The sequence below is a fragment of the Neisseria sp. KEM232 genome, from assembly GCF_002237445.1.
In the GTDB taxonomy this organism is placed as follows: Bacteria; Pseudomonadota; Gammaproteobacteria; order Burkholderiales; family Neisseriaceae; genus Neisseria.
This window is the reverse complement of record NZ_CP022527.1, coordinates 465,168-488,025: the sequence shown is the minus strand read 5'-3', so window position 1 is coordinate 488,025 and position 22,858 is coordinate 465,168. Positions and strand designations below refer to the sequence as shown.

At 58.2% G+C, this 22,858-nt stretch carries 22 protein-coding genes and 1 pseudogene; 13 read left to right on the top strand and 10 right to left on the bottom strand.

All coding sequences use genetic code 11. From position 1 onward, the window contains the following. Positions 1–14 precede the first annotated feature (14 nt). The 5 genes from CGZ77_RS02300 to CGZ77_RS02280 are packed head-to-tail and all read right to left on the bottom strand — an operon-like array spanning position 15 to position 4,993. Positions 15–455, bottom strand: coding sequence for a thioesterase family protein (locus CGZ77_RS02300; RefSeq protein WP_009424969.1), 441 nt, complete (start codon positions 453–455; stop codon positions 15–17). A 15-nt stretch (positions 456–470) separates the two neighbouring features. Continuing rightward, on the bottom strand, positions 471–1,409 hold the full coding sequence (locus CGZ77_RS02295) for a glycosyl transferase family 2 (protein ID WP_094030874.1): 939 nt from the start codon (positions 1,407–1,409) through the stop codon (positions 471–473). Continuing rightward, positions 1,409–2,140, bottom strand: a complete 732-nt coding sequence (locus tag CGZ77_RS02290; RefSeq protein WP_009424971.1) for a glycosyltransferase family 2 protein — start codon at positions 2,138–2,140, stop codon at positions 1,409–1,411. Before CGZ77_RS02290 ends, CGZ77_RS02295 begins: the two co-directional genes overlap by 1 nt. A gap of 3 nt (positions 2,141–2,143) precedes the next feature. After that, positions 2,144–3,232: a methyltransferase gene (locus CGZ77_RS02285; protein ID WP_009424972.1), complete on the bottom strand. Its 1,089-nt coding sequence runs from the start codon at positions 3,230–3,232 to the stop codon at positions 2,144–2,146. Positions 3,233–3,280: 48 nt separating this feature from the next. Then, a complete protein-coding gene (locus CGZ77_RS02280; protein ID WP_009424973.1) occupies positions 3,281–4,993 on the bottom strand; it encodes an AMP-binding protein in 1,713 nt (570 codons plus the stop codon). A 210-nt stretch (positions 4,994–5,203) separates the two neighbouring features. Here CGZ77_RS02280 and CGZ77_RS02275 point away from each other — a divergent pair, with 210 nt between their 5' ends. Next, positions 5,204–5,854: an HAD family hydrolase gene (locus CGZ77_RS02275; RefSeq protein ID WP_009424975.1), complete on the top strand. Its 651-nt coding sequence runs from the start codon at positions 5,204–5,206 to the stop codon at positions 5,852–5,854. A gap of 167 nt (positions 5,855–6,021) precedes the next feature. Continuing rightward, positions 6,022–7,401: a sodium:alanine symporter family protein gene (locus tag CGZ77_RS02270; RefSeq protein ID WP_009424976.1), complete on the top strand. Its 1,380-nt coding sequence runs from the start codon at positions 6,022–6,024 to the stop codon at positions 7,399–7,401. A gap of 326 nt (positions 7,402–7,727) precedes the next feature. Here CGZ77_RS02270 and CGZ77_RS02260 read toward each other — a convergent pair whose 3' ends face one another. After that, positions 7,728–8,546 carry a pyruvate, water dikinase regulatory protein gene (locus tag CGZ77_RS02260; protein WP_009424978.1) on the bottom strand — a complete coding sequence of 273 codons (819 nt, stop codon included), beginning with the start codon at positions 8,544–8,546 and terminating at the stop codon, positions 7,728–7,730. A 407-nt stretch (positions 8,547–8,953) separates the two neighbouring features. On the opposite strand from CGZ77_RS02260, the gene ppsA reads away from it, so the two are divergent. From ppsA to CGZ77_RS02245, 3 genes are all read left to right on the top strand, one after another. Continuing rightward, entirely contained in the window at positions 8,954–11,341 is a 2,388-nt protein-coding gene (ppsA, locus tag CGZ77_RS02255) for a phosphoenolpyruvate synthase (RefSeq protein WP_094030873.1), read from the top strand. A 407-nt stretch (positions 11,342–11,748) separates the two neighbouring features. Next, positions 11,749–14,028, top strand: coding sequence for a class 1a ribonucleoside-diphosphate reductase subunit alpha (nrdA, locus tag CGZ77_RS02250; protein ID WP_009424983.1), 2,280 nt, complete (start codon positions 11,749–11,751; stop codon positions 14,026–14,028). 11 nt (positions 14,029–14,039) lie between these two features. Further along, positions 14,040–14,246, top strand: a complete 207-nt coding sequence (locus tag CGZ77_RS02245; RefSeq protein WP_009424984.1) for a hypothetical protein — start codon at positions 14,040–14,042, stop codon at positions 14,244–14,246. A gap of 519 nt (positions 14,247–14,765) precedes the next feature. Here the strand turns inward: CGZ77_RS02245 and CGZ77_RS02240 are convergent. After that, a pseudogene (locus CGZ77_RS02240) lies at positions 14,766–14,972 on the bottom strand (transposase); the annotation flags it as partial. 23 nt (positions 14,973–14,995) lie between these two features. On the opposite strand from CGZ77_RS02240, the gene CGZ77_RS02235 reads away from it, so the two are divergent. The 4 genes from CGZ77_RS02235 (at position 14,996) to CGZ77_RS02220 (ending at position 18,931) form a co-directional block, all read left to right on the top strand. Beyond that, positions 14,996–17,080 (top strand): YadA family autotransporter adhesin, encoded by a 2,085-nt coding sequence (locus CGZ77_RS02235; RefSeq protein WP_255377891.1) that lies wholly within the window; start codon positions 14,996–14,998, stop codon positions 17,078–17,080. Positions 17,081–17,153: 73 nt separating this feature from the next. Then, positions 17,154–17,678 carry an outer membrane protein assembly factor BamE gene (locus CGZ77_RS02230; protein WP_009426477.1) on the top strand — a complete coding sequence of 175 codons (525 nt, stop codon included), beginning with the start codon at positions 17,154–17,156 and terminating at the stop codon, positions 17,676–17,678. Between the two features lie 33 nt (positions 17,679–17,711). Next, positions 17,712–18,116, top strand: a complete 405-nt coding sequence (locus CGZ77_RS02225) for a murein L,D-transpeptidase (RefSeq protein WP_369799226.1) — start codon at positions 17,712–17,714, stop codon at positions 18,114–18,116. 311 nt (positions 18,117–18,427) lie between these two features. Beyond that, positions 18,428–18,931: a phosphatidylglycerophosphatase A gene (locus tag CGZ77_RS02220; RefSeq protein WP_009426474.1), complete on the top strand. Its 504-nt coding sequence runs from the start codon at positions 18,428–18,430 to the stop codon at positions 18,929–18,931. A 119-nt stretch (positions 18,932–19,050) separates the two neighbouring features. Here the strand turns inward: CGZ77_RS02220 and CGZ77_RS02215 are convergent, their stop codons facing one another. The 3 genes from CGZ77_RS02215 to CGZ77_RS02205 form a co-directional block, all read right to left on the bottom strand. Next, a complete protein-coding gene (locus CGZ77_RS02215; RefSeq protein WP_009426473.1) occupies positions 19,051–19,350 on the bottom strand; it encodes a helix-turn-helix transcriptional regulator in 300 nt (99 codons plus the stop codon). A gap of 112 nt (positions 19,351–19,462) precedes the next feature. Beyond that, on the bottom strand, positions 19,463–19,987 hold the full coding sequence (locus tag CGZ77_RS02210) for a rhodanese family protein (RefSeq protein ID WP_009426471.1): 525 nt from the start codon (positions 19,985–19,987) through the stop codon (positions 19,463–19,465). After that, positions 19,984–20,178: a DUF2892 domain-containing protein gene (locus CGZ77_RS02205; RefSeq protein WP_036496236.1), complete on the bottom strand. Its 195-nt coding sequence runs from the start codon at positions 20,176–20,178 to the stop codon at positions 19,984–19,986. Before CGZ77_RS02205 ends, CGZ77_RS02210 begins: the two co-directional genes overlap by 4 nt. 137 nt (positions 20,179–20,315) lie before the next feature. Here CGZ77_RS02205 and CGZ77_RS02200 point away from each other — a divergent pair, with 137 nt between their 5' ends. The 4 genes from CGZ77_RS02200 to CGZ77_RS02185 all read left to right on the top strand — a co-directional run bounded on the left by CGZ77_RS02200 (position 20,316) and on the right by CGZ77_RS02185 (position 22,777). Further along, the gene (locus tag CGZ77_RS02200; protein WP_009426469.1) at positions 20,316–20,549 is read left to right on the top strand and encodes an RNA-binding S4 domain-containing protein; all 234 of its coding nucleotides are present in this window, start codon (positions 20,316–20,318) and stop codon (positions 20,547–20,549) included. Beyond that, positions 20,527–20,718 (top strand): oxidoreductase-like domain-containing protein, encoded by a 192-nt coding sequence (locus CGZ77_RS02195; RefSeq protein WP_009426468.1) that lies wholly within the window; start codon positions 20,527–20,529, stop codon positions 20,716–20,718. Before CGZ77_RS02200 ends, CGZ77_RS02195 begins: the two co-directional genes overlap by 23 nt. A 9-nt stretch (positions 20,719–20,727) precedes the next feature. Further along, positions 20,728–21,564, top strand: a complete 837-nt coding sequence (locus CGZ77_RS02190; RefSeq protein ID WP_009426467.1) for a PHP domain-containing protein — start codon at positions 20,728–20,730, stop codon at positions 21,562–21,564. 382 nt (positions 21,565–21,946) lie between these two features. Beyond that, positions 21,947–22,777: a GNAT family N-acetyltransferase gene (locus CGZ77_RS02185; protein WP_009426465.1), complete on the top strand. Its 831-nt coding sequence runs from the start codon at positions 21,947–21,949 to the stop codon at positions 22,775–22,777. Positions 22,778–22,858 lie beyond the last annotated feature (81 nt).

Here is a 22,858-nt window from a genome sequence, read left to right as displayed (position 1 = left end):
TCTGAAAACGGATTTCAGACGGCCTCGGCAAAGGCCGGGTGGCGGCGTACGGCATCAAGCCAGCTTTGCGGCGTTTGGAACTGCATTTCGCCTGTCGTAACGGATACGGCGGCCTGCGTGGTGGAGGCGCGGGTCAGTTTTTCACCGCTTTGCGCGTCGCGGATGGTGTAGTCGATGCGCAGGCAACTTTCGATTTCGACGATTTCCATGTCCACTCGGATTTTTTGGCCGAACAGGGCGGGGCGGATGTATTTGAAGTCCATTTTGACAATCGGCCAGCTGTAACCCTGCCGCCCCATTTCGTTGTAGTCGTAGCCGATGCTGCTTAAAAATGCGCAGCGGGCGGTTTCGAGGTATTTGACATAGTTGCCGTGCCAAACGATGTGCATGGCGTCCACGTCGAAAAACGGGACTTCAAGCTCGAAGCTGTGGCGGCAGTAGATGTGTTTTTTCACGTTGCGGTTTCCTGTTCAGGCGGCCTCGTCGCCCCAGAAATCATAAAAGTTAAACCATTGCAGCGGGTTTTCGGCGCATTCTTCTGCCAACAGGTCGGCGAAACGCTGCATGGTAGCGGCGGTTTCGGTTTGGCGGCCGTGGCGTTTCCATGTCGCGGTATCGGCGAAGCGGCGCAGTTTCAGGTGGTAGCGGCCGTTGCGTTTTACGCAAAAGAGGGTGTTGAGCTGCGTTTTCAGCAAAGCGGCCAACAGCCATGCGCCCTGCGGCATTTGTGCGCTTTGGCCGAGAAACTGTACGGGAGCGGTTTTGGCACCGCGTACGGGTACGCGGTCGGCTGCGACGGCAATCCATTCGCCCGCCTCGATGCGGCGGTTCAATTCCATCATCAAGGCAGCGTCCAAGTCGCCGACCTGTATCATTTTGATGCGGTCGGCACCGGCTTTTTCGAGCGCATCGTTAAACGCCTGCGCGTGTTTGCTGTGTACGAGCACATTGAGCCGGAAACCTTGGTGGTGTGATACCAGTGCACGGCAGACTTCGGTGTTCCCCAAGTGCGAGCAGACAAAAATCTGCCCGCGCCCGCCGCTGTCAACGATGCCGGACACGTTGTCGGGGTCTTCGACAATCAGGTCGCGATAGCGGATTTTGTGCTGCCATACGGCAAAGCGGTCGCAGACGGCCTCTCCGAAGGCGACAAACTGGCGGAACACGGCGAAGCGGTGCGGTAGGACGGTGGTGGGGAAGGCCGTCTGAAGGCGCGTTTGATAACGGAGGATATGGCGGCGTTGTTTGGACGAAGTGGCGTAAAAATACAGCACCACCGGCCAAATGCAGGGTCGCATCAACCATCCCGGCAGATAGCGCACCATCAGCGTGGTCAACGCGAGAAACAGGCGGTTGCCGCGTTCCTGCTGCTGCGCCCAGTGGTTGGGGTTTTGTGCCTCGGTACCCATTATTTCAGACGGCCTTTGCCGGAAAAACGCCGCTGCAACATACCGCAAAACAGCCGTGCGTGCATTTTGCTGATGCGTATGTTGTCTGTCCATTCGTTGAAATGGGAAACGCCGCCTGCCGCGTAGCGCACGGGCGTGGGTATCCACACAGGTTTGACTCCGCGCCAATAGAGACGGACGAGGATTTCGGTGTCAAAGTCCATGCGGTCGCCTACGCTTTCTTCGCGCACGACGGCAAGCGCGGGTGCGAGCGGGTAGAGGCGGAAGCCGCACATGCCGTCTTTGATGTCGTGCGACCAAGTGTGCAGCATATTCCAAAAGTCAGTGATTTTGCGCCCGTAGAGCCGTGCTTTGGGTGCGTCGCTGCCGTATTGCGGCCAGCCGCAGATAACCGCTTCGGGGTGCGCGGAGGCGGCGGCAAGCAACTTGGGCGTGTCGTCAAGATGGTGCTGGCCGTCGGCATCAACCTGCAAAACGTGGCTGTAGCCGCGTTCTTCGGCGTATTTCAAACCGGCTTTCACCGCCGCACCCTTGCCGCCGTTGACAGGGCGGAAGATAACGTTGACGGAATGAATGCCGTTTGAAACCAAGCCTTGCAGTACGGCGCGACATTCCGGCCGCGAACCATCGTCAACAATGAGTACGTCCAAACCGAAACCGCGCATGGTTTCGGCAACGCGGCCGACGGTGTCGGGGTGGTTGTAATGGGGAATCAGGACGAGGGTTTTCATGTTTCAGACGGCCTTTACGCACCGCAAAATACTGTGCCCCAAGCCGAGGCCGTCTGAAATTTCGGCGATTTCCAAACCGGCGTTGCGGGCGCAGCGCATCATGTCTTCGGAATGGTAGATTTTGCTGTTGCCGTTGGCCATCGCGGTAAAGTAGAGGCTGGTCATCGTGAGGCAGTAGGCGGCAGTTTCGTAACGCTGTCTGTCCCAAAACGGCTCCATGATGTAAAGGCTGGTGTTTTCATCCATCGAACGCGCGGCACGTTCGAGAATGCCGGTTACTTCGGCTTCGGAGAAACAATCGAGAAATTGGCTCATCCAAATCGCGTCAAAGCCCATGGGAAAGGGCGTTGCCGGATCCAGCAGGTCGGTAGGGTGGCCGTGGATGCGCTCTGCGCCGGGTTTGCCTTTAACCGATTCTTTCATCAGGCCGATTTGCTGCGGCAAATCCATAACCGTTACTTCGACATCAGGATTATGGGAGACGCACTGCAAAGCCCAACGCCCAGTATTGCCGCCGACATCAAGCAGCTTTTTCACCGGCCGGCCGAACACGGTTTGCAGGGCTTGGGCGAAAGAATTGTCGGAATAATAATGGTCAAAGCCAAACCACGCCTTTTGCGTTTCAGGCGGCAGCGACGAGAGGCCTTCGTAAATCGTCGGCCAACCGCCGAACACTTTCAGCCCTTCGGGTTTGCCCGTTTCCAGCGTTTTTTCCAAATCAAACATACCCTGGTAACAGACTTCCTGGACAAAATCCATGTTCACGCGCGCCAGCTTGTCTTTCAGCAAAAACCAGCCGGCCTTGCCGAGAAAATAACGGCCGCCGCGCGTATGTACCGTGCCGATGGAGAGCGAGGCTTCAAGCAGCACCTGAGCCGCATAAGAGCCGATGCCCGCCGCTTCGGCGATTTCGTCCTGCGTGAGGCCGTCTGAAGCCTCGTTCAGACGCTCAAAAATGCCGTATTTCACCATCAGCCGCGACACTTGGAACACAATCGGCGCAAACGCAATCTCCTGAGCCAGCCGCTGTGCTTCGCCTGCGCCCAAATGCTCTTCGGAATAACGTCGTTCTAATGCGGGAAAAAGTTTCATCGGTTTGCCTTTGCTTGGAATAAATCAATATGTATATGGAAACGGGTTTCAGACGGCCTCAAACACGATGCGGCCGGAGGCGCAGGGCGTGCCGTCGCTGCGGTTGATTTTGAACGACAGTTTGTCTTTATCGGCATCGTATTTCAGTGTAACGGCGATGTCGCCGCCGGGGCGGACGAACTGTTGGTATTTTAGGTTTTCCACGCGCACGGCGGGGCGGTTGCCCCACGGTTGGCGTGCGGCAAGGTCGAGCACCCATTGCAGTTCGACTACGCCGGGGACGAGCGGGAAGGTGGCGAAGTGGCCGCCGAAATAGACCAGATCGGGCGGTACGCGGCCTGTGAACAGGATTTCGCCGCCGTTTGTACTTTGCTGCGTCCATCGCGGCGCGGTTTGCGGTTCGGTAAAGGCCGTCTGAAAGTCGGCGGCGGCGATTTTGGCCTGTGTGTTGCGCGGCAGGGTGTCGGCGAAACGCCAGTAGCGCGGCAGTGCGGCGGTGTCCTGTGATTGGGCGAGGTGGCGTTTGAGGGCATCAATTACGGCGGCGCGGCCTTGTTCGCGCAGGGCGGCGATACCTTCGCCGGTAAGAGCCGCCCATGCGGCGATGCGTCGGTGGCGCGGGTGCAGGCTGCAATGTGCGTCGGCAATCCACGGGTGGCGCAACAGCTCGTGTTCGATTTGTGTGAGCGACACGCGTTTGTCTTCAAATTTGATGATGCGGTCTTTGCGGCCGAGCAGCAGAAAGCCGGTGTCCTGCCGTTCGATGAGGTCGGCGGTTTGGCAGCGGCCTGCCGACCACGGCGAATCCGCCCACAGTGCGCCTTCGCCGTCCTGTCCGAACGATACGCCGTCAAACGCCTGCCACACCCGGCTGCTGCTGCGTGAGGCAATCACGCCGGTTTCGGTGCTGCCGTACACTTCAAACGGGCGCACGGCGACGTGTTCGAGCAAGTCCGCAGTCGCCTCGGGCAGTGCGCCGCCTGCGGAAACGATGCCTGCGATGCGCCCTGAAGCGGAGAGCCAGTCGCGGTTTTCGCCCAAACGGTTGAGTACGGCGGGGCTGGCAATCCACACGGATTTTGCGTGTGCCGCCGTGGCCGCAAGCAGGTTTTCAGGATATACCGCCTGCGCCCGTTCCATTGTCCAGCCCATTGTCAAGGCCAGTGCGAAGCGGAACGTGAAACCGTATAAATGCTGCGGCGACACGCTGCCGACCACCGCCGCGCCGCTGCGGCCAAAAGGCAGCGAGACGGCCAGCACCGCCGCTTCGGCCTGCATTTGCGCGGCGGTTTTCACAACCGTTTTTGCCTCGCCGCCGGAGCCGGACGTTTTCAACCAGGCTTCGGCTTCGGGCGGAATGCGCCAACCGGTATTGCCGTTATGGTTTTCAGACGGCCTCTGCGCGGTTTCTGCCGCTTCGGGCAGATGCCATATGTTGCGGTTGAGGCCGTCTGAAAACAGTTTGCCGTCGTGCGAATCGGTGAGAAATACGTCGGACGACGCTCCCCATTCGATGCTTTCCCGCGCCGTGTTCGGCAGCAGCATCACCCGCGCCCCGGCGTGCCATGCGGCGAGCACGGCGCAGGCAAACAGCGCGGCATCGTCGAACCACAGCGCGGCGGAGCGCACGTTTGCCGCTTTCAGACGGCCTGACAAGGCGAAAACGGCGCGGTTAAACGCTTCGCGCGTCCACGCGGGGCGTGCGGCGATAAGGTCGGTTTGCGGCAGGGCAGGGGAAAGGATTTCGGTCAGTGCGTACATGGCAGGCGGGGCGTGCGGCGGGAAAAAGGCGCGATTTTAATGGTTTTTCGCCCGGGCTGCGTGAAAATACGGACATGAGGCCGTCTGAAAACCCGTTGCCGCCGCGTTTCGGGCAGGCGCCGATTGCGCGTTACGGCGGCTTAACCTTTGAAAAGATACGGCAGTAAAGGTTAAAATGACACTGTTTTATCACACACACGGGAAAGCATCATGATCAAAGCGGTTCTCTTCGATTTGGACGGCACGCTTGCCGACACCGCCCCCGATTTGGGCGGCGCGCTCAATGCTCTGTTGGCCAAACGCGGTCTGCCGCCGAAGGATATGTCCGATATCCGCGCGGTGGCCAGCCACGGCGCGGCCGGGCTGTTGGCGCTGGGTGCGGGTATTTCGCGCGGCGATGAGGGTTTCGACGAGTGGCGTGCGGCCTATCTGGCGGAATACGAGGCCTGTTTCGACCGCGATACGGTTCTGTTTCCGCAAATCGGCAATCTGTTGGCCGTGTTGGTGCGCAGGGGCATTGCCTGGGGCATCGTCACCAACAAGCCCGCTATGTTTACCGACCGTCTTGTGCCCAAGCTCGGTTTTGCCGTGCCGCCTGCGGTGGTGGTGAGCGGCGATACCTGCGCCGAGGCCAAGCCGAGCGTGGTGCCTATGCTTTACGCCTGCGGGCAGATCGGCGTGGCGCCGCAGGAATGCCTTTATGTCGGCGATGCCCGACGCGATATGCAGGCCGGGCGCGATGCGGGTATGAAAACCGTGCTGGCGCTGTGGGGCTATATCGCGGCGGGCGACCGCACCGAAGAATGGCCGGCGGATTTCGCCGTGTCGCGTCCTTCGGACATCGAAGCGCTGCTGGGCTGAACGCCGCTGCATACGGCACAGGCCGTCTGAAAACGTGTTTTCAGACGGCCTGTGCCGTTTTTGCGCCCGATGCGCCGAGAGGGGTGTGCGCCTTGCACAATTTAACGTTGTGTGCTGAAATGCGCCTCCCCGATGAAATGTAAACAATTTAACCGAGGAGGAAAGAAATGCAAGGAATAGAGAACTTTCTCAACGAGCTGAACAGCTATGTATGGGGGCGCGGCATGCTGGTGCTGCTGGTCGGCACGGGCATCTGGCTGACGCTGGCCTTGCGCGGTTTGCAGTTTTCCATGCTGTTTTACGCACTGAAACAGGCGTTCCGCCCGCATCCGAAAAAAGACGACGGCAGCGACCACGACGGCGACGTTTCCCATTTCGGCGCGCTGATGACCGCCCTGTCGGCCACCATCGGCACGGGCAATATCGCGGGCGTGGCTACCGCCGTGGCCGCCGGCGGGCCGGGTGCGGTGTTTTGGATGTGGATTACCGCCGTCTTCGGTATGGCCACCAAATACGGCGAAGGCGTGCTGGCGGTGAAATTCCGCATCACCAACAGCAAGGGCGAAATGTCGGGCGGGCCGATGTACTACATTGAAAACGGCCTGGGCAAAAACTGGAAATGGCTGGCCGTTCTCTTCGCTCTGTTCGGCACCATCGCCTCCTTCGGTATCGGCAGCTCCGTACAGGCCAACTCGGTGGCGCAGGCCATGCACAGCAGCTTCGGCATCGAGCCGTGGATTAGCGGCGTGGCGCTGACGCTGATAACCGCCTTCGTCGTACTCGGCGGCATCCAGAGCATCGCCAAAGTCAGCTCCATCGTCGTGCCCTTTATGGCCGTGCTTTATGTGCTCGGCGGCCTGGTTATCGTCTTCTCGCACCTCGACCTGCTGTTGCCCGCGCTGAAAGTGATACTGGGCGACGCCTTCACGGGGCAGGCCGTGGCCGGCGGCGTGGTCGGCACCGTTATCCGCTACGGCGTCGCACGCGGCGTGTTCTCCAACGAAGCGGGCATGGGTTCCGCCCCCATCGCCGCCGCCGCCGCGAAAACCGACCATCCTGTGCGTCAGGCACTCGTTTCCATGACCGGCACCTTCCTCGACACCATCGTCGTCTGCTCGATTACCGGCATCGTGTTGGTAATGGGGCTGCTGGGCGCGGACGGACAGTTTATGCTGCCCGAACTCAAAGGCGCGGCGCTCACCACGCAGACTTTCAACGCCCTCCTGTCGGGCTGGGGCGGCTGGATTGTCACCATCGGCCTGATTTTCTTTGCCTATTCCACCATCCTCGGCTGGTGTTACTACGGCGAAAAATGCGCCGGCTACGTTTTCGGCGACAAATTCGTGAAGCCCTACCGCGTTATCTACGTTGCCACCGTAATGCTCGGCACGGTGATGAGCCTCGATCTGGTGTGGACGGCCGCCGACACCTTCAACGGCCTGATGGCCGTGCCCAATCTGATCGCCCTGCTTCTGCTCTCGGGCGTGATTGTAAAGGAAACCCGCGACTTCAAAGCCAAACGCGCCAGCGGCGAATTGGAGTATTGATACCGCGCTGTGCCTGACTGACACGGGTACGCAAAAAGGCCGTCTGAAAGCAGATTTGCGTTTCAGACGGCCTCAAATGTTTATGGGTATGACAGCGGCGCGGTTCGGCAGGCGAAAGGCTGTTTTGACACGGAAAGGCCGTCTGAAAGCGGGTTTGCGTTTTGACTTCGTTGAAGCTTCGCTTTCAGACGGCCTCAAACATTCGGCGGACGCCGCAGCATCGGTATGCGGGACAAACGGCGGCTTCGGTATACAAAAGGCCGTCTGAAAGCAACGAAATATGGCTTTCAGACGGCCTTTTTGCCGCGCGCGGCGGCAACGGTTTTTTAAAAACGGCGTTTCAGATTGCAGGCCTGCAAAATGCTGGCGGCGAGTTCTTCCACCGATTTGTGGGTGGTGTTGGTGAACGGAATGTCGAAGCGGCGGAACATGGCCTGCGCGTCGGCCACTTCCTGCTTGCAGGTGGCGAGGCTGGCGTAGCGCGAGTTGGGGCGGCGCTCTTCGCGGATGTCGGCCAGGCGCTCGGGCTGGATGGTGAGGCCGTAGATTTTGCTGCGGTAGGGCTTGATCATCGGCGGCAGGTCGGGGCTGTCGAGATCGTCGGGCGTGAGCGGATAGTTGGCGGCGCGGATGCCGTATTGCAGGGCGAGATACAGGCAGGTCGGCGTTTTGCCGCTGCGCGATACGCCCATGAGGATGACGTCGGCGTCTTTCAGGTCTTTGTCGCTGACGCCGTCGTCGTGGTTGAGGGTGAAGTTCACCGCATCCATGCGCGCTTCGTAGCGGGCGGTGTCGGCGATGCCGTGGATGCGTCCGGCTTCGTGCCGCGCTTTGGTGCCCAATTCGTTTTCCAAGACGCCGAGAAAGGCGTCGAAAAAGCTCAGGTGCAGGCCGGGGCTGCTGCGGATGATGTTGCGGATTTCTTCGTTGAGGATGCTGGAAAAAACCAGCGGCCGCAGCTCGGTCTGCTGTGCGGCGGTTTCGATAATCTGCACCATGGCGCGGGCTTTGTCGGGCGTGTCGACGAAGGGGTAGGTGGAGCGCTTGAATTTGATGTCCTGAAACTGGTCGAGCAGGGCTTCGCCCATGCTTTCGGAGGTGAGGCCGGTGCGGTCGGAAATGAAGAAGGCGGGTCGGCGCGACATGGTTGTGCTCGCTTTTCGGTGGTGAAAACAAGGGGCGCGGATGATAGCAAGAGGCCGTCTGAAATTGAAGCGTGTGGAAAAACTACACTGCGTTACATGCCTGTTCGCGGCGGATGTTTTTGGCTTTTTGTGCCGCGCGCTCGGCCGTGCGTGGCGGAATATGGCGGCAAAACCTGCCGATTCCGGATGCGTAGCGGCTGCGCGGACAGGTGCTTACGACTGAAAATAACAAAAACAGGCACAGCGCCGATGCGGAGTTTCACGCCGCTACATTGCGCACGTGCCTTGTTTTCAGACGGCCTCAAACCGGCTGCGGCAGGAGAAAACACATGACACGGCGGCGCAGGCTGGTTAAAATGCCGCGCTGGATTCTTTACGTTTTATAACCTTTGATTTGGACGACACAAATGGCTGCAAATTACGTTATCTGGTTTGAAAATCTGCGTATGACCGACGTGGACAGCGTCGGCGGCAAAAACGCCTCCCTTGGCGAAATGATTAGCCAACTGAGCGGCAAAGGCGTGCGCGTGCCGGGCGGTTTTGCCACCACGGCCGATGCCTACCGCGCGTTTTTGGCGCACAACGGCCTGAACGAACGCATTTCCGCCGCGCTGGCCGCGCTGGATGTCAACGATGTGGCCGAGCTGGCGCGCGTGGGCAAAGAAATCCGCCAATGGATTTTGGAAACGCCGTTCCCCGAAGAATTGGATAAAGCGGTTGAAGAGGCTTGGAACAAAATGACGGCCGAAGCGGGCACCGACGCGATTTCCGTTGCCGTGCGCTCTTCCGCCACCGCCGAAGACCTGCCCGACGCTTCTTTTGCCGGCCAACAGGAAACCTTCCTGAACATCAACGGCCTGGATAACGTCAAAGAGGCGATGAAACACGTTTTCGCCTCGCTCTACAACGACCGCGCCATTTCCTACCGCGTCCACAAAGGTTTCGCCCATGACATCGTCGCTCTGTCCGCAGGCGTGCAGCGCATGGTGCGCTCCGACCACGGCGCTTCCGGTGTGATGTTTACCCTCGATACCGAAAGCGGCTTCGATCAGGTCGTGTTCGTTACCTCGTCTTACGGCTTGGGCGAAATGGTCGTCCAAGGTGCGGTGAACCCCGACGAGTTTTACGTCCACAAACCGACCCTGCGCGAAGGCCGTCCCGCCATCCTGCGCAAAACCATGGGTTCGAAACTCATTAAGATGGTGTTCACCGAAAAAGCGCAGGCCGGCAAATCGGTTCAGGTGGTGGACGTGCCCGCCGAGCAGCGCAAACAGTTTTCCGTCAGCAACGAAGAAATCACCGAGCTGGCCAAATACGCCCTGATTATCGAGGAACACTACGGCCGCCCGATGGACATCGAATGGGGACGCGACGGCATCGACGGCAAAATCTACATCCTGCAAGCCCGTCCCGAAACCGTGAAATCGCAGGAAGAGAGCAGCCGCAGCCTGCGCCGTTACAGCATCGGCGGCGACAAAACCGTGCTGTGCGAAGGCCGTGCCATCGGTCAGAAAGTCGGACAAGGCAAAGTGCGTCTTGTTAAAGACGCCTCCGAAATGGATACCGTCAAAGAAGGCGACGTACTCGTTACCGACATGACCGACCCTGATTGGGAACCGGTGATGAAACGTGCCGCCGCCATCGTCACCAACCGCGGCGGCCGCACCTGTCACGCCGCCATCATCGCCCGCGAACTGGGCATTCCCGCCGTTGTCGGCTGCGGCAACGCATCTTCCGTTCTTAAAGAAGGTCAGGAAGTCACCGTTTCCTGCGCCGAAGGCGATACCGGCCTGATTTACGACGGCCTGCTGCCGGTGGAGGTAACCGATGTTGCTTTGGACAATATGCCCGAAGCGCCCGTCAAAATCATGATGAACGTCGGCAATCCCGAGCTGGCCTTCTCCTTCTCAAGCCTGCCCAGCGAAGGTATCGGTTTAGCGCGTATGGAGTTCATCATCAACCGCCAAATCGGCATCCACCCCAAAGCCCTGATTGAGTTTGACAAACAGGACGAAGACATCCGAGAGGAAATCGAAAGCCGCATCGCCGGTTATGCCTCGCCTGTTGATTTCTACGTCGACAAAATCGCCGAGGGCGTGTCTACGCTGGCTGCTTCGGTGTTCCCGCGCAAGGTTATCGTCCGCATGTCCGATTTCAAATCCAACGAATACATGGGCTTGATCGGCGGCAGCCGCTACGAGCCGCACGAAGAAAACCCCATGCTCGGCTTCCGCGGCGCGGCGCGCTACATCTCCGAAGACTTCGCCGAATGCTTTGCCCTCGAATGCCAAGCCCTCAAGCGCGTGCGCGATGACATGGGGCTGACCAACGTCGAAATCATGATCCCCTTCGTACGCACCCTGGCCGAAGCCGAAGCCGTCGTCAAAGCCCTCAAAGCCAACGGCTTGGAGCGCGGAAAAAACGGCCTGCGCCTGATTATGATGTGCGAAGTGCCGAGCAACGCCATTCTGGCCGAGCAGTTTCTGCAATACTTCGACGGTTTCTCCATTGGCTCGAACGACATGACCCAGCTCACCCTCGGCGTCGACCGCGACAGCGGCGGCCCCATCGCTGCCACCTTCGACGAGCGCAACCCCGCCGTTAAAGTGATGCTGCATCTGGCCATCTCCGCCTGCCGCAAGCACAACAAATACGTCGGCATCTGCGGTCAGGGGCCGTCCGACCATCCCGATTTCGCCAAATGGCTGGTGGAAGAGGGCATCGACACCATTTCGCTGAACCCCGATACCGTTATCGAAACCTGGCTGTATCTGGCGAAAGAAGTGAACAAATAATCCGGCAGTAGCGTTCAGACGGCCGCATCCTGAAAGACGGATGCGGCCGTTTTTGCCGGGAGGCCGTCTAAAACCCGTGCCGGGAAAAAGCAGTTCAGACGGCCTAATCTCGATTGTTTGCAGACGATACGGATGATGATGCATAAGGAACAGGACAGACCGGGTCGGGTAGCTGCGCGGCCGGTTTGCGCTTACATTTTTTAACTTTGCCGGTTTTTTCATCAGCGCCGCACCAAAGATTCCCGCCATATCAAACCTCCGCCGTTTTCCCCGTTTTCACTGCCGGGAAAAAGCGTTTTGCCGCCGGTTTGTCAAGCCTGTTTCAGACGGCCGAAACACGATATATTGTAGTCCGAGCCCCCGATTCATACTATATCTAGTATTTTTTACCGTTTTAAGGATTTCCGATGAATGCCGCAGAAAACATGAAAGTAACCAAACGCGACGGCCGTTTGGAAAACATTGATTTGGACAAAATCCACCGCGTCGTAACCTGGGCGGCGGAAGGATTGAGCAATGTCTCCGTTTCGCAGGTCGAGCTCAAATCGCACATCCAGTTTTACAACGGCATCCGCACCGACGACATCCACGAAACCATCATCAAGGCCGCTGCCGACCTGATTTCGCAAGACACTCCGGATTATCAGTATCTGGCCGCGCGCTTGGCCATTTTCCATCTGCGTAAAATCGCTTACGGCGAATTCGAGCCGCCGCACCTCTTCGACCATGTAAAAAAACTCACCGAAGCGGGCAAATACGACCGCCACATCATTGAAGACTACAGCCGTGAAGAGTTTGACGAACTCAACGCCTACATCGACCACAGCCGCGACATGACTTTTTCCTACGCGGCCGTGAAGCAGCTCGAAGGCAAATATCTGGTGCAGAACCGCGTTACCCGCCAGATTTACGAAACGCCGCAGTTTCTCTATATCCTCGTGGCGATGTGCCTGTTTTCCAAATATCCGAAAGACACGCGCCTCTCGTATGTGAAGCGTTTTTACGACGCGGTATCTACATTCAAAGTATCTCTGCCCACGCCCATCATGAGCGGCGTGCGCACGCCTACGCGCCAGTTCTCAAGCTGCGTATTGATTGAGTGCGACGACAGTCTGGATTCCATCAACGCCACCACCAGCGCGATTGTGAAATACGTTTCCCAACGCGCGGGCATCGGCATTAACGCCGGACGTATTCGCGGTTTGGGCAGCGAAATCCGCGGCGGAGAAGCGCAACACACCGGCTGCATTCCGTTTTTCAAAATGTTCCAAGCGGCGGTCAAATCCTGCTCGCAAGGCGGCGTACGCGGCGGCGCGGCAACCTTGTTCTACCCCTTGTGGCACATCGAAGCAGAAAGCCTGTTGGTATTGAAAAACAACCGCGGCGTGGAGGACAACCGCATCCGCCAGTTGGACTACGGCGTGCAAATCAACCGCCTGTTGTACACACGCCTGATTAAAGGCGGCAATATTACCTTGTTCTCGCCCAACGAAGTTCCCGGTCTGTACGACGCGTTCTTTGCCGACCAAGACGAATTCGAGCGTCTTTACACGAAATACGAGCAAGACCCGAACATCCGCAAGCGCACCTTGTCGGCTACCGATTTGTTCTCCACGTTGATGCAGGAACGCGCCGGAACAGGACGTATCTATATCCAAAACGTTGACCACTGCAACACGCACAGTCCGTTTGACCCGCGCGTTGCGCCCGTGCACCAGTCCAACCTGTGTATGGAAATCGCCCTGCCGACCAAACCGCTGGACAACATCAACGACCCGAACGGCGAAATTGCCCTGTGTACCCTGTCTGCCTTCAACTTGGGCGCATTAAACAGCTTGGACGAGCTGGAAGGGCTTGCTGATTTGACCGTGCGCGCACTCGATGCCTTGCTGGATTATCAAGACTATCCGGTCGAAGCCGCCCGCACCGCGACCATGAACCGCCGCACGCTCGGCATCGGCGTCATCAACTACGCCTACTATCTGGCGAAAAACGGCGTCCGTTACAGCGACGATTCCGCACTCGGTCTGACCCACCGCACCTTTGAAGCCATGCAGTATTACCTGCTCAAAGCATCGGTGAACCTCGCCAAAGAATACGGCGCGTGCCCGTTGTTCAACCAGACCGTTTATTCGCAAGGCAAACTGCCCATCGACACCTACAAAAAAGACTTGGATGCCGTGTGCAGCGAACCGCTGTTGTGCGACTGGGAAAGCCTGCGCGCCGACATCGTCAAATACGGCCTGCGCAACTCTACCCTGACCGCTCTCATGCCGTCTGAAACCAGTTCGCAAATCGCAAACGCCACCAACGGCATCGAGCCGCCGCGCGGCTTGGTAACAGTCAAAGCATCGAAAGACGGCATTTTGAAACAAGTCGTACCGGAGTTTGAAACCCTGAAAGACGCCTACGAAACCCTATGGCAACTTCCGGGCAACGAAGGCTATTTGAAACTTGTCGGCGTGATGCAGAAATTCGTCGATCAGGCAATTTCCGCCAATACCGCCTACGACCCGGGCAAATTCGAAGGCAACAAAGTTTCCATGAAACAAATGCTCAAAGACCTGCTGACCGCCTACAAATACGGCGTCAAAACCCTGTACTACCACAACACCCGCGACGGCGCGGACGACACCCAAACCGACATCCAAGACGACGGCTGCGCGGGGGGGGCTTGTAAGATTTAAAGGGGAGCACCATGAATCCTGATAATTTTAATATTGAGTTGATCTGGAAAGAAATTGATAGCGGTTTTGGAGAAGGTGATAGTGATGATGAAATCAGGAAAGCTATCCTTGCAAAGATCCCTGATGTAGATATATCGCAGGTAAATAGCATGCTAAAAAATGCAAGACAACTTCGAGAAGAATTTATTAATGCACGATTCGATCAATCAAGTATGTAAATTGTAGGTTGGATACTTGTATCCAACATTTGAGGATTTTCAGATGGCCTCAAAGGCTACCTGAAAAGGCCGTCTGAAAACCAGCTTACGGCTGCCACCATTCAGCTAAAACTAATTTAAATTGAAGCAAGCCGTAGCCCGTAGGTCGGATACTCGTATCCGACAACACAAAATTTTCAGGTAGCCTTTCAGACGGCCTCAAAGGCTACCTGAAAAGGCCGTCTGAAATCCCAAACCCGAATTGCCGTCATTCCGGCGCAGGCGGGAATCCTCCCCGAGCCGCCGCCAATGGCAGGGAAACCAGCCGCTGCCGAACCAAAACAAGATTCCCGCCTGCGCGGGAATGACGGTGCGGCAAGGCAGCCCCGTAGGTCGGATACTTGTATCCGACATTTGAGGATTTTAACTGCGTTGAAGCTGCGCTTTCAGACAACCCTTTTCAGACGGCCTCAACCCATAAAAGGCTACCTGAAAAAACCGCTCCGCCCCCAAAAAGGAAGGGGCTGTACTAGATAAGCCCTAAATTTCACACCACCGACGCAGCACTTTAAGCTGCTCGGAGGGTGTGCCAAAGTTAAAACGGAACTCGCATTCTTTCAAGAAAAGCGGGAAAGATTTACGGTCGATTCCATTGTATTTGCGCAGTACGCGCTTTGCCTGATTCCAGAAATTTTCAATGCCGTTGATATGGTTCTGTCTGTCGGCAAACAGCTTGCTGTGATTAATGCCTCAACAACGGCGGCAACAGAATCACCAATGTTGCGCCGGGCACAGCCGATACCGATGCAGTCAACGTTTCCCAGTTGAACCAGGCGGCAGCGAAAGCGGCCAACAAAGTTGAAGCGGGCAGCAACATTGTCGTTACCCCGACTCAGAACAAAGACGGCAGCACCACTTACAAAGTGGCCACCGCCAACGATCTGAAAGTCAATAGCTTCACTGCGGGCGGCGTATCGCTTTCTGCCAAAGGCATCAACGCCGGCAACAAAGCCATCACCAACGTTGCCGCCGGTGTGAACAACACCGATGCAGCCAACGTCGGCCAGGTGAAAGCGGCGAAAACCGAAGTCAAAGCCGGCACCAATATTGCCAGCGTTGTGGAAACCAAAGGCAGCAACGACCAAAGCATTTACACCGTGAATGCCGACGGCGCGAGCGTTTCGGCCGGCTCTACCGCCCTCACCGTTACCAAAGGCAAGAAAAACGCCAACAACGTAACCGACTACGCCGTGGATCTGTCGGCCAAAACCAAAGCCGACATCGCCAAAGGTGCGGCCGCGAAAGACGCGCTGGACACCAAAGGCCTGACCTTCACCGGCGACACCGGCACAACCGGTGTGAAAAAACTGGGCAGCCAGGTAGCCGTAACCGGCGACAGCAACATCACCACCAAAGCCGACACTTCGGGCGTGAATGTCGCCCTCAAACGCGATCTGAACGTGGACAGCGTTACCGCCGGCAACACCACCGTGAACAACGGCGGCGTTACCATCAAATCGCCGACCACCGGTAATCCGAACAACACCGTGAACCTGACCGCAAACGGTCTGAGCAATGGCGGCAAGCAGATTACCAATGTTGCCAGCGGTTTGAACGGCAGAACCGTCGCCCAGATCAAAGCCGAAGGCAGCAAGGCGGCCGAATGGAACAATGCGGCGACCGTTGGCGACCTGACCCAGGTTGAAAACAACGTAACCAATATTTCCAACAATTACAGCAAAACCCTCGGCGGCGACAACAACCAGTATGTCGACAACACCGGCAAGCTGACCCCCGCCGGCAAAGTTGCCCTGAAAACCTACAACGTTTCCGGACAAAAAGAGTACGTCAACAACTCGGTCATTTCCGCCATCAAAAACATGAACGAACAAGGCATCAAGTTCTTCCATGTGAATGACGGACAGACGCAGATTGACCAGGCCACCAACACCGAGGATTCCAGCGCGGCCGGCAAATACGCCGTTGCTATCGGCTACCAGGCCAAAGGCAACGGTGTGGATGCCGTAGCGATGGGCAGCCAGTCTGTGGCTTCCGGCCAGAACGGCATCGCCATCGGCAAAGGCGCGCAGGCGACCGGCGCGAATTCCATCTCCATCGGTACGGGCAACAAAGTATCGGGAGCGAATTCCGGCGCATTCGGCGACCCGAGCATCATCAACGGAGCCAACAGCTACAGCGTCGGTAACAACAACACCGTCGCCACAGACAACACCTTTGTCTTGGGCAACAACGTTACCGCCACCAAAGCCAACTCCGCGTTCTTGGGCAACAATTCGGGCAGTTTCTCGCAAACCGGCGCAACCACCGACGCAACCACCGGCGTACACAAAGCCGTATCCGGCAGCAGCAACTACACCTACCTGGGTGCGAACGACGCCAATGTTGCGGGCGTGAGCGACACAGTCGGCATCGTCAGCGTCGGCAACGCAAGCGAAACCCGCCAGATTCAGGGCGTGGCCGCAGGCGTGATTTCCGCCACCAGCACCGACGCCATCAACGGCAGCCAGCTTTATTACACCAACCAGGCCATCAACCAAAACATCAACAACCAAGTGGTCAACATGGGCAACCAGTTGAACCAGAAAATTGACGATGTGGCGGCCGACTCCAAAGCCGGAACGGCTGCGGCGATGGCGGTGGCCGGCCTGCCCCAGGCCTACCTGCCCGGCAAGAGCATGATGGCTGTCGGCGGCAGCGTGTATCGCGGCGAAAGCGGTTACGCCATCGGCTATTCCAGCATTTCCGATGGCGGAAACTGGATCATCAAAGGCACCGTAACCGGCAACTCGCGCGGCCATGTCGGCGGCACCGCTGCCGTAGGCTACCAGTGGTAATGTCGTAAACGTTTTCAGACGGCCTCTTTTATAATAGAGGCCGTCTGAAAACCAAACTTAAAGGATTTGAAACATGAAAAACACACAATTTCTGAAAACGGGCGCGGCACTGGCCGCCGCCTGCCTCCTGGCCGCCTGCGCCACCAAAAGCAAAATCACCGCCGAGGGCACGACCGACAACCCCGTGTTCCCCAAACCCTATTCCCTCACCTTCAACAAAGACCGGGGCACTTTCCCCACCTATGACGAGCTGGACAAAATGCGCCCCGGCCTGACCAAAGACGACATCTACAAAATCCTCGGCCGCCCGCACTACGACGAAGGCATGTACGGCGTGCGCGAATGGGATTACCTGTTCCACTTCTACACTCCGGGCGTGCCGGCCGATCCCGACAACACTTCCGGCGTGGACGGCATCACCACCTGCCAGTACAAAGTGATTTTCGACAAACACAAATTCGCCCGCAGCTTCCACTGGAATCCCGTATTCCCGCAAGGCGCGGTCTGCCCGCCGCCGCAGCCCGAGCCGCCCAAAGCCGAGCCGCAGGTCATCATCCGCGAAGTAGTGGCCGCTCCGGCCAAGAAAATCCGCCAATAAACGGGTTGTATGCTGAAAACCTTATGGTTTGTGATGCTGCTGGGAGGAAGCGTTGCCGCTTCCGCTTCCGGCAGCATTGATGCTTTCAAGCAGAGCCGCAAAGTCGTGGTCGATACCGCCAAAGCCGAATTGTGCTTTGCCGACAACGGCCAATGCCATCCCGTTCTGGTCGGCAAAACCACGCCGAAAGGCGTGTTCGACATGAAAATCTACAAAACCGACAAGCGCGGCTACGGCGGCGACATCATCGGTTTCAAGCAGGAAAAGGATTTTCTGTTCGCCCTGCACCGCGTTTGGACGCTCAAACCGTCCGAACGCCGCTTGGAGCGCATCCAATCGCCTGTGGCTGCCGACCGCATCATGACCAACGGCTGCATCAACGTCAGCGACGAGGTATACGAAAAACTGAAACAGTATTTCGTGCTGGAAGTCATCTGACAGATTCCGAATAACGGGGCGCAAGCCCCGTTTTCTTTTGCTCCAAATCATCAAACCACAGGATAAACGCCGCAGAACGCCTCCGAACGGTTTAAGCGCATGGCGTGAAAAGCTATAATCACGCCCTGCCGCCGCCTGTTCTGCCTGCCCCGTTTCCCGCGCCTGTACGGCAATAGGCCGTCTGAAAGCGCAGCTTCGGCAGAACCGATTTCCCGATTCAAAAACGGATACGGCAAACCCAAGCGCTTCGGCAGCGCAACACACGGGCGCAACGCCCGATTGTCCAAACCATTTTTACGGAAGGAAAATCCATGTCGCAAACGCAACAACCCGCCGTTCCCTCTTGGGAATGGATGATGCGCCGCCCCGTGCGCATCCTCGGTCTCGGCTTCGGCACCGGCCTGGCCGGCAAAGCCCCCGGCACCTTCGGCACGCTGCCCGCCGTTTTCGTCTCCGGCCTGCTCTTGGGAATGGGCATGAGCCGCACCGCCCTGCTGGTTTTGGCGCTGATTCTGTTTGCTGTCGGCGTGCGCATCTGCGATACCGTCAGCCGCGAATTGGGGCAGACCGACCACCGCGCCATCGTTTGGGACGAATTTGCCGCCATGATGCTGGTGCTTGCCTGCGTGCCGCAGGGCTTCGGCTGGTGGCTGCTGGCCTTTATTCTGTTCCGCGTTTTCGACATCGCCAAACCGCAGCCCGTCAAATGGGCCGACAGCCGCGTCAAAGGCGGCTTGGGCGTGATGCTCGACGACACCGTCGCCGCCGTCTGCACCATCGTGCTGATACAGATTCTGCATTGGCTGTTTGCCTGACTCAAAAATAAGAAGAGGCTGTCTGAAAAAAGTTTCAGACGGCCTCTTCTTATTTCCGCAGCCTTTGTGCCGGTTTGGCGGAGTAGGGCGTTCAGACGGCCTTTTGCCAAACTGCTCTTTCAGACGGCCTTATCGGTGCAGAAAAACGAATAAAGCAGCTCGATGGTGGCGGCGACGCGCGGGTCGGCAATCGAATAGAGCCGCTCGCGGTGTTTGGTTTCGCAGGCCACCAGCCCGGCTTCGCGCAACAGGGCGAGTTGGGCGGACATGGCGGCCTGCGGCAGGCCGACGGCTTCGGCCAACTCGGTGACGTTGCGCGGGGCATCGTGCAGGCTGCACAACACGGCCAAACGGTTGGGATTGGCCAGCAGTTTTAAAAAGGCGGCGGCTTCTTCGTAGGGGGGATTTTCGGTGTTCATTTTAATGTGGGTTTGTGCGTGTTTTTAAATCGGAAAAACGTTTTCAGACGGCCTTTGGGTCTTGCGCAAAAGGCCGTCTGAAAGCATGGAAACAGATTGTACCAGCTTTGCTTCAAAGCCGATTCCACGGCATCCGCGCCAGGATTTTGGCCATGCCGCAAAACCCGGTCAGCCCCGCCGTGAGCAGCCCCGCACCGACAAAGGCAGAGAGCCAATACAGCGTGGGCAAGAGAAACGCGCCGCCGATGACGCCGAGCAACACCAGCGAGCCTGCGCCGATTTGTACCTGCCGCATGATGTCGGGCGGCGCGCTGCGGTCGGCCACGGTTTGCAGGCCGGCTTTTTTCCATGCCTGCAAACCGCCGTCCAGAATATAGGCCGTGCGCCCGTTTGCCACTGCGGCCAAAGCGCCCGCTGCCTGCGTGGTACGCATGCCCGACAGGCAGTAAAACACCAGCGTATCGGCGTTTGCGGCGGCATCGGGTTTGGCGGCCAACTCGGCTGCGGGAATGCAGACGGCCTCGGCGATGTGTTCGCGCCGGTATTCGGCCGCGCTGCGTATATCGACAAACAAGACTTTGCCGCCCAGTTTGCCCGCTTCGTTTGCGCCGATACGCGGCAGATTCGCCGCGCTCATTTTTTGTCCGCCGGACAAGTGTTGATGCCGAGCAGGCCGTATAAAAGGCAGCTCGACATCAGCCCCGTGGCCAGCGGCACGATGCCTATCCAGCCCCACCAGCCGATTGTGCCTGTGGCGGCGGCGGCGATTAAGGCCAAACCCAATACGATGCGGATAATGCGGTCAAGCGTGCCGACGTTTTTTTTCATGGCTTCATCTCCTGAGTTAAATATATAAAAAATTTTATATATTAAGCGAATCATAGTTGAGTGCAATCCGCGCTGTCAAGGTCGCCGAATGCGGTTGATATACGCTATAATCCGTTCATTTCTAAAAAGGATTATCTATGGAAGCCGTCGTTTACTTGGAAGACAAAGAATACATCGCCCTGTGCGACCTGTTGAAACTCGCCGGATTGGCCGAAAGCGGCGGGCAGGCGAAAATGCTGATTGCGGCGGGAAACGTGTTGCGTAACGGCGAAGTGGAAACACGCAAAACGGCGAAAATACACGGCGGCGAAGTGATTGAGTTTGACGGCGCAAGATTGGAGATTGCCAATGGCTGCGACCCCGAAGCCTGATATGAGGCCGTCTGAAAATCTGCTGCCCGAACCCGTGCGCCCCGAAGACTGGGAATGCTGCGGCAGCGAATGCGGCGATGCCTGCACTTTTGAAATCTACCGCCGCGAAAAAGCGGCCTACGACGCACAGAAAAAACAGTTGGAAAATCAAAATAATGAGGCCGTCTGAAAGTACATTATGATAGATTTGCACTGCCATTCCACCGTTTCAGACGGCCGCTTAAGCCCCGCCGAAGTCGTGCGCCTCGCGTATCAAAACGGCTGCACCCTGCTCGCGCTCACCGACCACGACCACACCGGCGGCCTCGCCGAAGCCCGCGCCGAAGCCGCCGCGCTCGGTTTGCGCTTTGTCAGCGGCGTGGAAATCTCGGTAACGTGGCACGGCAACACCGTCCACATCGTCGGCCTTGATTTTGACGAGAACAACACCGCGCTGCAAAACCTGCTTGCCGCCGTGCGCCAAGGCCGTCTGAAACGCCTCGAAGCCATCGCCGCCAAGCTGGAGAAAAAAGGCATCGTCGGCGCATACGAAGGCGCGCTCGCGCTGGCCGCCAACCCCGAAATGGTCAGCCGCACCCACATCGCCGACTTCCTTATCCAACAAGGCCATGTCCGCAACAAACAGCAGGCGTTCACCAAATATCTGGGCGAGGGCAAATCCTGCGCCGTGCCGCACCAATGGGCAGAGCTGGCCGACTGCGTGGCCGCCGTCAACGGCGCGGGCGGCCTCGCCGTGGTTGCCCACCCCATGCGCTACGGCTTTTCCGCCACCGCCAAACGCCGCCTGTTTGAAGAATTCAAAGCCTTGGGCGGCGCGGGTATCGAAGTGCACAGCGGCAGCTGCAGCAAAAACGACAGCCTCAACTACGCCCTGCTCGCCGAACGCTACGGCCTGCTCGCCAGCGCAGGCAGCGATTTCCACCGCTTGGGCGACTTCTCCGGCGGCATCCTCGGCGCGTGTCCCGAATTGCCGAAAGGCTGCCGGCCGGTATGGGAACACTTTAAGGCCGTCTGAAAACGCGTTCCCGCTCCGTTGCCGCGCCGTGTTCAGGCCGTCTGAAAGCAAGGATTTCACGAAGTTAAAACCGTACGGGCGCGTTTCAGACGGCCTCAATGTCCCAGCGAAGGAAGCGCCGGAAACGGATGCCGTTATATTGAGCTCGTGTGACGAATCCGCGCAGGCAAAGTCCGCTCCCGCCTGCACGCAAACGGCGTTTACAAGCCTCCGTAACTTTTCCCGCACCGGAACAAAAAGGTCGTCTGAAACGCGTTTTCTGTGCCAACTTCATTGGAGATCCGCTTTCAGACGGCCTTTGGCGCGCGGCTGCGCCTGTCCTCCTCCTGCGCTATAATCCGCCCCCTCACAGTCTGCGAAAAAACCAAGAAAAGAGGCCGCGATGTTCACCCCCAACCCCGACGAAATCGTTATCTACGGCACAACCTGCAAAGGCAAAGTCTTCCGTCCGAGCGATTGGGCGGAACGCCTGTGCGGCATCCTGTCGTCGTTCGACAAGGGCAACCGCCTGTCCTACCACGAATGGGTGCGGCCGCTTCTGGTCGGCAAAGTGCGCAGCGTCGCCGTGGGTACGAGGTTGGAAACCATCAATCCGCCGATGTTCCGCTTCCTGATGGACTTTGCCGCCGACAACGATTTGCAGGTGCTCGATGCAGACGGCCTCGCCGCCCTGACGCGCGAACAGCCGCCCGCCGCAGCGCCCGTGTCGGAACAAAGCGCCCCCGCGCCGCAGCCCGCCCCCGTAACAGAGGCGGAACACAGCCTGATCGTGCGCGAAATTGCAGCGGGCGACACCAAGCTGGCCTTCCCCGCGTTAAGCGTATTGCGCCCCGAGCTGACCGATGCCAACCGCTTCGCCGAGCAGGTGGACAACGGCCAGCGCCCCGAAGGCTACCGCTTGTTCGGCGTGTTTGAAGCGGGCAAAAACAACGCCGTCGCCGTATGCGGCCTGCGCACCGCCACCAGCCTCTCGGCGGGCAGGCATATTCTGATTGATGATTTGGTTACCGTGCCGCAGATGCGCGGGCGCGGCTGCTGCCGCCTGCTGCTGCAAGCCGTGGCCGCGTTCGCGCGGGCCGAAAACATTGCACAAATCCACGCCGCTGCCGATGCGGGTCTCGAACGCGCCGAAGCGCACCGCCTCTATTTTCGCCACGGCTTTGCCATCGGCGCCTACCGCTTCGTCTGCCAAACCGATTCCTTCCGCCCTTGAGCCGCCGCAGTTTGAAGGCCGTCTGAAACCCCGCTTTCAGACGGCCTTTGCCGTTTCGCGCTATAATCGCCGCCTCATTAT